Source organism: Microcoleus sp. T3_A4 (assembly GCF_036700465.1).
Taxonomy (GTDB): domain Bacteria; phylum Cyanobacteriota; class Cyanobacteriia; order Cyanobacteriales; family Microcoleaceae; genus Microcoleus.
Genome location: NZ_JAUBOY010000041.1, coordinates 25789 through 38500, shown reverse-complemented (window position 1 = coordinate 38500; position 12712 = coordinate 25789). Strand labels below are relative to the sequence as shown.

10 protein-coding genes and 1 tRNA gene are annotated in these 12712 nt (G+C 46.5%); 7 read left to right on the top strand and 4 right to left on the bottom strand.

Annotated features, from left to right (window positions below):
• The first annotated feature begins 453 nt into the window (after positions 1–453).
• The gene (locus tag QUA07_RS21870) at positions 454–1557 is read left to right on the top strand and encodes a site-2 protease family protein (protein WP_333329142.1); all 1104 of its coding nucleotides are present in this window, start codon (positions 454–456) and stop codon (positions 1555–1557) included.
• A 285-nt stretch (positions 1558–1842) separates the two neighbouring features.
• Here QUA07_RS21870 and QUA07_RS21865 read toward each other — a convergent pair whose 3' ends face one another.
• The 3 genes from QUA07_RS21865 to QUA07_RS21855 all read right to left on the bottom strand — a co-directional run bounded on the left by QUA07_RS21865 (position 1843) and on the right by QUA07_RS21855 (position 6577).
• Positions 1843–5508, bottom strand: a complete 3666-nt coding sequence (locus QUA07_RS21865) for a PAS domain S-box protein (RefSeq protein WP_333329139.1) — start codon at positions 5506–5508, stop codon at positions 1843–1845.
• A gap of 406 nt (positions 5509–5914) precedes the next feature.
• Complete coding sequence (locus QUA07_RS21860) at positions 5915–6079, bottom strand: hypothetical protein (RefSeq protein WP_333215706.1); 165 nt, start codon at positions 6077–6079, stop codon at positions 5915–5917.
• Positions 6080–6187: 108 nt separating this feature from the next.
• Entirely contained in the window at positions 6188–6577 is a 390-nt protein-coding gene (locus QUA07_RS21855) for an AbrB family transcriptional regulator (protein ID WP_333060228.1), read from the bottom strand.
• Between the two features lie 265 nt (positions 6578–6842).
• On the opposite strand from QUA07_RS21855, the gene QUA07_RS21850 reads away from it, so the two are divergent.
• From QUA07_RS21850 to pyrR, 4 genes are all read left to right on the top strand, one after another.
• Positions 6843–7286, top strand: coding sequence for an Rrf2 family transcriptional regulator (locus QUA07_RS21850; protein ID WP_333077293.1), 444 nt, complete (start codon positions 6843–6845; stop codon positions 7284–7286).
• A 37-nt stretch (positions 7287–7323) separates the two neighbouring features.
• Positions 7324–7725, top strand: coding sequence for a GFA family protein (locus tag QUA07_RS21845; RefSeq protein ID WP_333329136.1), 402 nt, complete (start codon positions 7324–7326; stop codon positions 7723–7725).
• 108 nt (positions 7726–7833) lie between these two features.
• Positions 7834–8913, top strand: coding sequence for an adenosylcobinamide-phosphate synthase CbiB (gene cbiB / locus QUA07_RS21840; RefSeq protein ID WP_333329208.1), 1080 nt, complete (start codon positions 7834–7836; stop codon positions 8911–8913).
• Between the two features lie 267 nt (positions 8914–9180).
• Positions 9181–9714, top strand: coding sequence for a bifunctional pyr operon transcriptional regulator/uracil phosphoribosyltransferase PyrR (gene pyrR, locus QUA07_RS21835; RefSeq protein WP_333083995.1), 534 nt, complete (start codon positions 9181–9183; stop codon positions 9712–9714).
• A 392-nt stretch (positions 9715–10106) separates the two neighbouring features.
• Here the strand turns inward: pyrR and QUA07_RS21830 are convergent.
• Positions 10107–10179, bottom strand: a tRNA-Ile gene (locus tag QUA07_RS21830).
• Positions 10180–10364: 185 nt separating this feature from the next.
• Here QUA07_RS21830 and QUA07_RS21825 point away from each other — a divergent pair.
• Positions 10365–11054 carry a hypothetical protein gene (locus QUA07_RS21825; RefSeq protein WP_333083996.1) on the top strand — a complete coding sequence of 230 codons (690 nt, stop codon included), beginning with the start codon at positions 10365–10367 and terminating at the stop codon, positions 11052–11054.
• A 115-nt stretch (positions 11055–11169) separates the two neighbouring features.
• The gene (locus QUA07_RS21820) at positions 11170–12600 is read left to right on the top strand and encodes a hemolysin family protein (RefSeq protein WP_333329205.1); all 1431 of its coding nucleotides are present in this window, start codon (positions 11170–11172) and stop codon (positions 12598–12600) included.
• Positions 12601–12712: the final 112 nt, after the last annotated feature.

The window sequence follows — 12712 nt, the reverse complement described above, 5'->3', positions numbered from 1 at the left end:
CCAACCCCTACTCCCCACAAGAAAATTTAATTTTTGTGGAACAGGCATCTTGCCTGTTCGCGTACCCACCCCACAAGAAAGAAAATTCATCTGTTGTGGAACAGGCATCTTGCCTGTTCATGACAGAGGTGCAAAAAGAAAATTCATCTGTCGTGGAACAGGCATCTTGCCTGTTCATGAAAGAAGTGCAACATTTTAGTTAAAACCGACTCAAAACTAAAACATAAAATTAAAAAAATATCCTCCTCATGCCTGATAGCGAGGGATTCCGCTTTCAGATAGGGATTTTTCACCCCAGGCGGCCCCAACCGCAGTCACCGGTGATTATTCCGCAAACCGAACCTCCACAGACGGATAACACCCTAATGGAAGCATTAACATCGCCGTTACGTTTCGTTACGATAAGGAGACAGAGAGAAAAACCTCTCATTCGTAAAATCAGAGGTAGCCATTATGAACGGTACATTTCGCGTCGGCAACCTGTTTGGGATTCCCTTCTTTGTCAACGCATCTTGGTTTTTAGTTCTGGGTTTAGTAACCTGGCAGTACGGCGGTGCACTAGCTGCCCTGTTCCCCACGTTGGGCCCCGTAGCGCCCTGGATGCTGGGATTATTCACAGCGTTACTGTTATTTGCTTCCGTCTTAGCCCACGAATTAGGACACAGTTGGGTAGCCATTAAACAGGGAATTGGCGTGAAATCGATTTCGCTATTTCTGTTTGGCGGACTGGCTAATTTAGAAAGAGAATCTAAAACCCCCGCAGAAGCATTTTGGGTAGCCATTGCAGGCCCGTTGGTCAGCTTATTGTTATCCGGTTTGTTAACAGCGATCGGCATCGGTGCTGGTCTCACAGGCCCCGCAGCGGCCATCGTCGGACTTTTAGCTTCCATCAACTTAGTTTTAGCCTTATTTAACTTAATTCCCGGTTTGCCCCTCGACGGCGGCAACATCCTCAAAGCAATTGTCTGGAAAATTACTGGCAACCCTTACAAAGGTGTAATTTTTGCTAGCCGCGTCGGTCAAATAATTGGTTGGATTGCCATTGCTACAGGCGTATTCGGCAACATTTGGAATCTAGTAATCGGTTGGTTCTTACTACAAAATGCCGGTCAATCTGCCCAATATGCCACAGTCCAAAATCAACTGGCAGGCCTGACAGCCGCAGATGCTGTTACCCCCGAAAGTCCGATCGTCTCCCAAGACTTGTCCCTCAGAGAATTTGCCAACAACTACGTGATCGGTAGCACTCAAACCTGGCGCAGGTTCCTGGCAACAGATGATGCCGGACAATTGGTAGGGGCGATCGACCTAGACGACCTCAAAACCATTCCTACCGGAACTTGGCCCCAAGTTTTCGTCAAAGAACTCCTGAAGCCGATCGAATTTTCCACCACCGTCAAACCGGAATTATCCCTCCTCGAAGTCGTCACCCTCCTAGAACAACTCAAAGTACAAGAACTCCCCGTCATTCGCGAAAACGGCGTTCTCGTAGGACTTGTAGAAAAAGCTGAAATTGCCCGCCTGTTACAAAGACGAGCCGAAGCCAACCCTGCTTGATATCCTCAGATACTTGACAAATAACAGTTAACCCCCTCGATTTCCCTTACCAAAAGGGCGATCGGGGGGGTTAACTCTAGCTTGAAAAAAGTCAAGTCAAACACTCAATTATTAGCAGCAAATCAAGCATGATAATTATCGGAGTGTATTGAGCATCTGAGCGAGGATTTTATGCCCTATCATGACTATTGTGGCAGTCGCTCAAATAACTGTTCTGGGAGCATCAATGCAGAACAGCTAGTTTATAGATAAGGTGAGCTTAGCCGCACCCGAAAACTCAGCAATCTACAGCTCAATTTCAGCAATCAAATCTAGTATTTTTTGATAATCAAAATTATATAGATGATTCCTCAGAACTTCCGCAAAAACATCATTATCGCTGCCGATTTCCTCAATAGTTGTGGCAATCAAGTCGAAGTCAGCCTCACGAACTGCCTGTTTTAGATTGATCGTCCATTCTGGGGAAACTTTCGGCTTGGAGTTCAGCGTAAATATTGCAGCACTATCAGATAGTTTTTCTTGTACCATACTTGAACTCTTCGATAAATCATTAACTTCAACATATTTATTGATGACTTCACCAGCACCCGCTGCGATAACAACTGGAATGTCAAACTTGAAGACTGTACCGTGTCCCACTTCGCTCTCGACGGTAATGTCGCCGCCCATTAATCTTATGAACTCGCGGCTGATGTTTAATCCTAAACCCGTACCTGTTTGAACTTTCTTTTCGGATGAAGTTTGCACCAATAATTCAAATATGCTTTCTAATTGTTCCGGGGGAATTCCCACTCCTGTATCGGAGATTTCAAAGCAAATAAAAACTGTTTTTTGAGGTTTTCCAACATTTAAAACAGCGTTTGTTGTAGGCTTAATTATTCCTGATTGCTTTTGCCCTACTGTGACTGAAATTGAACCAGTTTCGGTAAATTTAACCGCATTATCTAATAAATTAATCAGCACTTGTCGCAACTTAATATCATCACATTCCACGTATTGGGAAACATCGGGAGAGCAGTCAATAATTAATTGCAATCCTTTATTTTTTGCCGGAATTTGGAACATATTTTGCACGTCCCCCAGCAAGCGGTACAAGTCAAAAAGTTTGGCGTTGAGTGTCATGCGCCCAGCTTCAATTTTAGATAAGTCTAAGATTTGATTGATCACCTGAAGCAGGTGCTCTCCGCTGCGGCGAATAATTGTGATATTTTCTTTTTCCGGCAAAGTTAAATTAGCGCTGGGTTCCATTAATTGAGCGAAGCCGAGAATGGCGTTGAGGGGGGTTCGCAATTCGTGGCTCATGTTGGCGAGAAAGATGCTTTTAGTTTTGTTGGCAACTTCTGCGGCTTCTTTGGCTTGTTTGAGTTCTTGTTCTGCTTGTTTGCGATCGCTCGTATCAATGATTATGCCGTGCCAGACAATATCTCCATTTTCGCGCAATTCTGGTCGAGAATAACCTTGCAGCCATTTGAGTTTTCCCGATGCTGTCACAATCCGCCACTCGTGGGAAAATAGTTCTAGATCAGTGGCACTTTTGACAATTGCCTCGAAGTGACTGGATCGATCGTCCGGGTGCATTTGTTCGTAGAGTAAAGCAGAGTTGTTCAGGATTTCCTCCGGCTCTAATTCTTGAATTTCTCGGCATCGAGGACTGATATATTCCATCTTGACTGAGCCGTCGGGATGCTGCACGAATATGTAAAGTTCTCCGGGAACAGTGCTCGCTAATTTGTGAAACAGAGCTTCGCTTTTTTGCAAGGCTAATTGTGCTTGTTTGCGCTCGCCAATATCAATCCCAAATCCAAACAAGAAATCCAGGCGGCCACCTTCGTCGAGAACCGGTGTGCCGTGCCACTCGACTAACAAAGTCCGATCGTCAGAAGTGAGAATGCGATGTTCGTTAACCGTTTGCTCCCGCGCTGTTACGCCCGTAAAAATTGAATGTAATCCGGCTCGATCGCTTGGGGGTACAAATGTCGCTAAGTAATCCTTGCCTACAACTTCTGTGGCAGTATAGCCCACCGCTTCCAGGATACTGTTATTCGCCAGCAGGATTTTACCCTCAGAGTCGATCGCCACAAAAAAAATCGGAGAATTTTCGATAATCTTTAAGTTAAAGTCGCGCTCTTGACGGATAATTTTTTCAGCTTGCTTGCGTTCCTCAATTTCGAGCTGCAAGCGGGCATTGATCGAGGCTAGCTCGATCGTGCGATCGACTACTTCAATTTCCAGAGTACGGTTGTAGTCAGCCAATATTTGCTCTGCCTGTTTGCGAGCCGTAATATCTTTAAAAACAGTAAGAACATAAAGGATATTCCCCGCACCGTCAAACACCGGCAGTGCTCGCACTTCCAAACGAATATTTTTCCCGTCTCGGCGAATATCCATATCTTCCGCAATCACCTCGAAGCCACTCAACGCCCGTGCAAACGGCATTTGATCGGCCGGGTAAAGTTGATCGGTTCCTGTTATATAAGTTTGATAAGCTTCTGCTAGCTCTGTTGCAGTAGCATCGGGCATTTCTCCCCTACCCAATATCTGCTCACCCGCCGAATTCATGAAAATAACTGCGCCGCCCGGAGTCATCGCCGAGACTCCAACAGGCAAATTTTCTACCAGTTGGGCAAATTTTTCTTCACTTTCTGCCAAAGCTTGAAAAGACTGTTTCAGTTGAGCTGCCATTTCGTTGAAAGACTCGGCTAATTCGCCGACTTCCTCCAGCCTACTGACACTAACAGCGCGATCGAAGTCTCTGGCGGCAATATCTTTAGCTGCTTCGTTGAGCCGCAGCAGCGGCAGCGTTACCCACCTCGCTGTCAGCACTCCAGCAATTGTCGATAGCAGTAGCGCCACCAAACAAAGTAAAATTGTAGTGCGCGTATTTTTGTTAATTTGCCCCATGAAATCGGATTCGGGAACTGCGATCGCAATCAGCCAGTTCAAACCGTAAACATCAGAAAACGGCAGCACTTCCACAAAATATTCCTGCCCGTCTCGGCTAAATTTCAGTTGCTGCCGCTGCTTAATGTCGCCAAAGCCCCCGAAGTGTTGGTACAAATATTTAGCTGCGGTGCGAATGACAGGAGTTTGGCTGTCTAAAACATTCACCCGCTGCAGTTGCTGCTTTCCCGACATCTTTCTAAAGGGTGATTCTTGACTCGAACTGGCAACCAGCAAGCCCGATCGTTCGATCGCGAAAATTTGTCCCGTTTTGCTAAACTTGATGCGATGGAGATATTGCTGAAGTTCCAAGAGCGAAAAGTTTACTGCACTAACTCCCAGCAATTTACCATTTCGATCGCGAATCGGTTGGCTGGCAGCAATAAAAACAGTCCCAGGAGTAAAACCTGGATAAATGCTCGTCCAAATCGGTTTGTTAGCTGCGACAGCTTCTTTGTACCAGGGGCGGAGACGGGCATCGTAGGTTCCGGGTTCTACCTTTAATTTAGCGGTGCGAGTTCCTAGGCCGTCTGTAGCGTAGTATATGTTCTGAGACTTGCTAGACTTGTTCGCCGCGACAATTTGCAAGCTGTTATCCGTGGGGTTGCGCCAAATGCCGAGATATTCTCCTGATTTTGCAGCACCGAAGGATATCCATTGAATGCTTTTAAAAGATCGCATTTGCTGCCAAAGGAACTTCTCTCCCCGAGGCTGCGGCTTTTCTAACTGTAAGTTTAATTCACCGCGCTCGATCGCTTCAGCGTTAAGTTTATTTACCCACTGGGTAGGTTCGAGAAAAGAAATCAGCTTTTCTTCAACTCTCTTTCCCGTCTCCGCGATCAATTTATCGGCGAGTTCTTCGACTGCTTTGTCTCCGTTGCGAAAGGACAGATACCCGACAATCCCGACTACGGCGACAATTTGCAGCACAAAAGAGGCAACTAGAAGGCGACGCAGGGAGATTTTTGTTTGGTGTTGAGAAGTTTTACTCGCGAATCGGGGCAACGGCATAGGCTGATGACTAATTGCTCCCTAACACTTTAACTGTTCCAGCCTGTAATTTCACTCACGGGCGATCGAGGTGTTTCCTTGCCCTCAAAACCCCTCGCATACAGACACAAATCAGGAGCAAGCACGAGACTTATACAATTTTAGATTTTAGATTTTAGATTTTAGATTAAATAATTCCGAATGAATGATGAAGCTCTTGCTTTCGAGCTTCGCTACAGTTGCACTCTTGTTTTCAACGGGTATGACGCACTGTTAGCTGAGAATACCTCCGCCATTTTCTTGCTTTCGTGAGTTTCCTAGCTCAACCAAACCTGCTTCTTGCCTGGAACCTCGACCATCGAAACTCAACATTCATCCGTTAAATCCGCTATACAATCCCTTGGTGAACATCCATGCCTTACATCCATTACATCCGGTAGCACAATCCGTTGCCGAACTTCTCTTTAACAGCTACGCGGAAAATCCCCCGCTTGTCCAAACGGATAGAGCGAGGGGCGAGAATAGGTATTCTCGGAAAATATAAAGTAGTGGCAGTGGCTGTTGTCGAGCCATTGCCATCTATAGAAGCCATACTGTTTGAGGCTCACAGAAAGATTTCAGAGCCAATTGTCTGCTTGCAGTCAATGCTTGAAGTCAAACCAACCTGTTCAAGCAAGAAGTCAAAGCAAGTCGTAAAGGCCTAGGCTACTTCTTCTTCTCGATCAATTTGGCGCAGGTGAATGTGCTTGCGTCCCAGAGAGATTTCAAATTCATCTCCTGGCTGGAGTTCCATCTGTTTGGTGTAGGCAGCTCCAATCAGTAAGTTGCCGTTAGATTGAACGCTAATCCGATAGCTGGCAGAGCGTCCGCCACGTCCATTGCCGTTTTGCTTCCCGTCTAGCTGAATGCCTTCTGCATCAATCAGCGCATTCAGGAATTTCATCATGTTGACCCGTTCTACGCCGTTCTTGGTAACGGTGTAGTAGCCACAGGCTCTAGCTTTTTCTTCCTTGGTAAGGTTCTCTAGGTCTTTGACCTTTTTGATCAGATCTTCGCCTTCAAGGGGTTCGATATTTTTCTTTTTAGCCATTTACTGAGTCCTGAAATATTCAACTGGTGTACGGATTTTTTCTCGGTTGGTTTTTGGTTTGACCAAGAAACTTTAGCTTTATAGCTGGTCGTAAAACTATATTACACCGATCGGCTCAATTGTTAACCACTATTATCTAAATATTTTTAACAACCTGCAGTATTTCTTGAGGAGTAGCTGCAACCGATGCGAGCAATCTCTAAACTCGGTAGCATAAGCTATCAGCTATCAGCTAGCTGAATATTTGCCCCGCTCTTAAAATCCCATGAAGTTAACCACACGCGGACACTACAGTGTCAAAGCATTACTGGATCTAAGTTTGCAACCTCGCTATGGCCCGACATCGGTGAAATCGATAGCGAAGCGACAGGAGTTACCTGCTCCGTATCTAGAAAAATTGCTGATTGAAATGCGACGAGCCGGTTTAGTCCAATCTGTTCGGGGTTCCCAAGGAGGATATCAATTGGCCCGCCAGCCGGCTCAAATCTCTTTAGGACAAATCTTAGAGGCTGTAGGTGAAACTATTGAACCTTTACCTCGACATTTTCCCGACGCGACGCAAGCAGAGGACTGGGTAACATTCAGTTTGTGGAACCGATTGCACAAAAAACTTGCCGAAGCGCTGTACAGTATTTCCCTCGAAGACTTATACTATGATGTCCGCAGTTGGCAAGCGGCTCTTGGGGAAGAAACTAGCTTTATCATTTAAATGGTAAGTTCATTCATTCGATCGCCAGCAAGCACACATGGACGCAACACTTGTTACTTACTTTGGTGGCTGTCACTGCGGAGCTGTCCGCTTCCGTGTCGCCGTTGACAAACACGAAGCATCAGATTGCAACTGCTCTATCTGCAAAAAGAAGGGATTTTTGCACCTCATTGTGCCGCCGGAACGTTTTACCTTGCTCAGTGGCCAAGATGTTTTGACCACCTATACATTTAATACAGGAACTGCTCAACATACTTTCTGCGGAATTTGCGGCATTCACTCGTTCTATCGCCCCCGATCGCATCCCGATCATTTCGATGTCAACGTCCGCTGTCTTGACGACGATGCCATCAAACACTTTCAGATACTACCCTTTGACGGTGTTAATTGGGAGGAGAACGTACACTTGCTCCGCGACGAAAGTAATCTCAGCAGTTAAAATTGCTGCTAAAAAATTAAAGTCCCCAAAGGTAGCAGCAGTTAAAACCTGCGCTACCATTGCGATCGCTCCTGGTCGGACGGACTATCAAGTTTGACAAAATATATAATGATGCCGGATGAATTTCCTGTTTTGATTTTAGCTGCGGTGTTGGATTATTCGATCGGCGATCCTTGGGGTTGGCCACATCCGGTGCAGGCGATGGGTTGGGCGATCGACCGCTATACTCGACTTGTCTTTAATATATGGAATAATCCCGCAGGCAAAATGCCTGAAGCAGAGAATCGTCCCGCTGGCGAGCGGCACAAACTGCTGCTACGATGTGCTGGTACAATACTAGCGATCGGGCTGATTGTAGGCAGTTATACTGTCAGTTGGTCGATCGCCCAAGCTGCTAGTTGGGTACATCCTCTTTTAGGTATTGCCATACAGACCATTTTGCTGGCAAGCTGTTTTGCCGGTCGCAGTTTGAGGGCGGCTGCAGAGGATGTGCTAGCACCTTTAAATGTTGGAGATTTAGTCAAGGCGCGAGAAAGGTTGAGCCTTTACGTCGGCCGGGATACCGAAAACTTATCCGAGCCAGAAATTCTGCGAGCATTGTTAGAAACTGTAACAGAGAATGCAGTCGATGGCGTGACAGCACCGCTATTTTATGCCTTACTTGGGTTCGCTCTGCCGCATCTATTATTAAGTGTTACCGGTTCGCCGATCGATCCTAACTCGATGTGGGCGACTGCTATAGTCCCCTTGGCGATCGCTTACAAAGCAGCCAGCACATTAGATTCTACGATCGGCTACAAAGAAGCCCCATACACAGATTTAGGATGGTTTAGCGCCAAACTAGAAGACGTGCTGACGTGGATTCCTTGTCGGCTAACAGTGATTACTTTAGCCGTTATATCGGGCAAACCGATTTACATTTGGCAAATTTGTCAGAGAGATGCTGTTAAAGATGCCAGCCCCAATTCCGGTTGGAGCGAGTGCGTTTACGCCGCCATCTTGGGAGTACAACTAGGAGGTACTAATTCCTATCGCGGAGTTCTCAAACACAAACCGCTGTTAGGCGAGCCGGATCACCCTATCACAGCGCCGCTAATTTGCCAAGCATTGCAATTAACTCGGTATTGCTTTCTGATTTGGTTGGGACTATCATTGCTTTTTTATACCTTCTTATGTTTGAGCCGCTAACTGATGACCTCACCCGAACAGTCCAGGAGACATAAATAACGTATTTCTGTCATTGTTCGCCCGCTTGCAAGCAATCGCAGCATCTGCTTTTCATCCATTCGGGCTAAGTCCAGCAGAAGACAGAGATCAGCCACCGACAAAAGCAAAAAAAAGTTTTGACCTTTGTTCAAACCCCCAGATTCCTCTGTCAAGTCAATCTCAAATCTCAAATCTCAAATCTCCAATTGTTCGATATGCCAACAGCCAACAATTAGCTCGCAGCAACCCATGACTAAAATTATCGAAATTTTATCCCCTGATGAAGTGAGGCGCACTCTCACCCGCGTCGCTTCCCAGATTGTCGAAAAATCAGGGAATCCCTCGGAGTTAGTGCTGTTGGGCATTCATAGTAGAGGAGTGCCTTTAGCTCAAATTTTGGCAGATCAAATTGAAGTCCTCGAACAAGTCAAAGTACCCGTGGGCGCTTTGGATATTACCTTTTACCGAGATGACTTGGATCGAGTTGCGATGCGGACACCGGCTAAAACCGAAATTCCTTTCGATTTAACGGGCAAAACTGTGGTGTTGGTAGATGACGTTATATATAAAGGCAGAACGAGTCGAGCGGCTTTGAATGCGGTAAACGATTACGGGCGGCCGGAGAAAATTTGGTTAGCGGTATTAGTCGATCGTGGCCACCGAGAAGTACCGATTCAGCCGGATTTTACGGGTAAAAAGTTGCCGACTGCAAAGGAAGAACAAGTTAAGGTTTACGTTCAAGATCTGGACGGGCGCGACGGAGTGGAGTTAATTAAGGGTTGATAAGTAGAAGGAAGAAGGAAGAAGGAAGAAGGAAGAAGGAAGAAGGAAGAAGGAAGAAGGAAGAAGACTTACACAGCAAGCTTGAGCGCGATCCGTATTTTTCGTTTAATTAGGTGGATCTACTTATCGTTTCCGTTGGCATCGGAATCATAATTTTCTGAGGTCGCAAGTGCGATCGACGCGCGCGGAGCCAAGATATCTCCACAAGGAGTCGATCGATCGAATGTCTAGTTTGCAGCGATCGCACTTGCGACCTCAGAAACCTGGTTTCTACGTATATTTATCGTTACTCAACGTAAAAATTCGGAGAAACCAGGTTTCTCGCCTCCCATGCGTCGAGGGAAGCAACCCGGTTTTGGGTTCACGGGGGGAGCGTCGTGATTGATTTTAAATCGGCAGTGCAGGAGTTGAACCTGCCTGGGGCGAATTATGAGTTCGCTGCCTAAACCGCTCGGCCAACTGCCGTTAAATCGATTTGTTCGACCTAACTGAAAATGAATTATAACATAATTTCTCAGTCCGTGCTAGAACTAGAGAACAAAAATCAAAATCTTTAGATCTGCTGAGTCCCGATCGCCTGTTAGCCAATGTTAGGCAAGCCGATCGACCGGGCAAAGCAGTTTCTAGGACTCGGCATAAACTTATAGGCAATGGCAGTGAATTCGACGGTAGTTCTGACTCTAATTCTGCTCGCTCTCATGTTTGGAGCAGGCGTGACGAGTTCTGTTTGGGGATTTACTATAGGTCGCGAAGCCTTGCAAGGAACGACTCAACCCGATGTTCGTCCCAGCAACAATGCTGGCAGCGGCAAGCCTGGAAAGACGGCTAGTAAAGACCAAGTGAGCATTTTGAAAGAAAAAGACATTCTCACAACCGTCAAAGCACGGGTAGAAGGTCGCGATCCCGAAAAAACGGCCGGGGCAAATACTAAAACAGAGAAGGCAAGCTCTAAACCAGCCGCGGCCAAAAAACCGGCTGCACAAAATGCTAGCGCCAAGTTTCCCCTGAACAGTCGCGACGGAGGAATAACCCTGGAAGTGAGCGCGGCCAGTCAGCGCAACAATTCCATGCTGCTAGACGTGAGCATGAAAAATGAAGGGTCGCAAGCTGTGAGGTTTCTCTACAGTTTCTTGAACGTCACTGACGATCGTGGCCGGGCCCTGAGCGCGACTGCCGAGGATTTGCCGTCGGAACTGCCCCCCAACGGGCAGGTGTTTTACGGTACGGTGAGTATTCCCACAGCTTTGCTGGAAAACGCTAAAGAAGTTTCACTGACGCTGACAGATTATCCAGGTCAAAAACTTCAGTTGCAAATATCTGGCATTCCAGTGGCGAAGTAAAACAAAAGGAGCAAAACCTCGAAAGGGATTCTCACGTTTGATCGAGAAAGTTTTTTTAGGGAGCATTGTGTCACTTTTAGGGGCGAGAGTGCAGGAGATATCTGATTTACCCGCGATGAGTTGGACAGAGGTGCTGTCGCGGTTGCTGTCAGTGCTGTTGCTGATTGCGATCAATGCTTTTTTTGTGGCGGCTGAGTTTTCGATGGTGACGGTACGCCGATCGCGCATCAATCAGTTAGTGGATGCTGGCGACGTTGCAGCTTTAACTGTGCAATCTTTGCAGCAAAGTATCGAGCGATTGCTCTCAACAATGCAGTTGGGAATCACTCTTTCTAGTTTAGCTATCGGCTGGATTGGGGAAAGTACGATCGCCGTGCTAGTCCGAATGTCGATCGGCTATTTGCCACTGCCAATTTACATCAAGTCGGCGATCGCCCATTCTTTTAGCATATCAATAGTAACTTTTTTGTTGCTAGCTTACGTGCAAATCGTACTGGGCGAACTTTTTCCCAAATCTGTAGCGTTGCTGCATTCCGAACAACTAGCCAGAAGTTTAGGGCCTCCGAGTTTATTGATTGCCCGTGTGTTCAAGCCCTTTGTGTCGTTTCTCAATCAATCTACTCGATCGCTCTTGCGGTTTGCGGGCATCGAATACGATCTAAGGCATCGCCCGGTTACTCCCGAAGAACTGCAATTAATTATAGCTACTTCCAGCGAATCCAGCGGCTTGGAAGCAGAAAAGCGAGAATTGCTCAACAACGTGTTTGAATTTGGCGAAGTTTGGGTAGAAGAAGTAATGGTGCCGAGGCCTAGCATTGTCGCACTTCCCAAGACAGCAACCTTTCAAACTTTGCTCGACGAAATGGCTATTTCTCACCATTCCCGCTATCCCGTGACGGGAGATTCTTTAGACGACATTATTGGGATTATTGGCTTCAAACAACTTGCAAAACCCCTAGCTGAAGGTTTGCTATCTCCCGACACGCCAATTTTACCTTGGATGGGTTCGGTGAGGTTTGTGCCAGAGATGATGCTGCTGGGGGAACTGCTGCCTTTGATGCAAAGTTCGTCGGAAGAAATTGCGATCGTAGTTGATGAATTTGGTGGCATTTCCGGTTTAGTGACGCTGAGGGATTTGATTGCCGAAATTATCGGCCGCAGCTACGAGTCGCCCGACAGTAAAGAAATTGCTTTGCAAGTATTGGACGATCGCACTTATTTAGTTCAAGCGCAGTTAAATTTAGATGATGTGAATCAAATATTGAATGTGGATCTGCCAGTAACTGACGAATATCAGACAATCGGAGGTTTTCTGAGTTATCAGTTGCAAAGAATGCCGGCAGTGGGGGAAGTTTGGCGCGGAGAAAATGTGGAACTTACGGTTGTTTCTGTGTGCGGGCCGCGGTTGGATCAAATTCAAATTCACTTGTTGTCAGAGGCGGCGGGCGATCGAGCTTTAGGTGAAGTTGCAGCAGCGGATGAGGAAGTTGTGGGGAAAGGGCGAAAGAATAGCGGGGTGAGTAGTGTGGCAAAATTTTCTCATTAAGATTTGGATGAAAAGGGCGCTCAAAATAGCGCAACTTTTTCTCCCAAATCTGAGTTAGCAACCCCGTTTATTCTTGAGTTTTTTAGAGAGGGACGAGAGTTTATGGAGGATC

Coding starts and splice junctions, on each gene's coding strand:
- QUA07_RS21870 (WP_333329142.1), top strand. CDS start 454: ATGAACGGTACATTTCGCGTCGGCAACCTGTTTGGGATTCCCTTCTTT.
- QUA07_RS21865 (WP_333329139.1), bottom strand. CDS start 5,508: ATGCCGTTGCCCCGATTCGCGAGTAAAACTTCTCAACACCAAACAAAA.
- QUA07_RS21860 (WP_333215706.1), bottom strand. CDS start 6,079: ATGGCTTCTATAGATGGCAATGGCTCGACAACAGCCACTGCCACTACT.
- QUA07_RS21855 (WP_333060228.1), bottom strand. CDS start 6,577: ATGGCTAAAAAGAAAAATATCGAACCCCTTGAAGGCGAAGATCTGATC.
- QUA07_RS21850 (WP_333077293.1), top strand. CDS start 6,843: ATGAAGTTAACCACACGCGGACACTACAGTGTCAAAGCATTACTGGAT.
- QUA07_RS21845 (WP_333329136.1), top strand. CDS start 7,324: ATGGACGCAACACTTGTTACTTACTTTGGTGGCTGTCACTGCGGAGCT.
- cbiB (WP_333329208.1), top strand. CDS start 7,834: ATGATGCCGGATGAATTTCCTGTTTTGATTTTAGCTGCGGTGTTGGAT.
- pyrR (WP_333083995.1), top strand. CDS start 9,181: ATGACTAAAATTATCGAAATTTTATCCCCTGATGAAGTGAGGCGCACT.
- QUA07_RS21825 (WP_333083996.1), top strand. CDS start 10,365: ATGGCAGTGAATTCGACGGTAGTTCTGACTCTAATTCTGCTCGCTCTC.
- QUA07_RS21820 (WP_333329205.1), top strand. CDS start 11,170: ATGAGTTGGACAGAGGTGCTGTCGCGGTTGCTGTCAGTGCTGTTGCTG.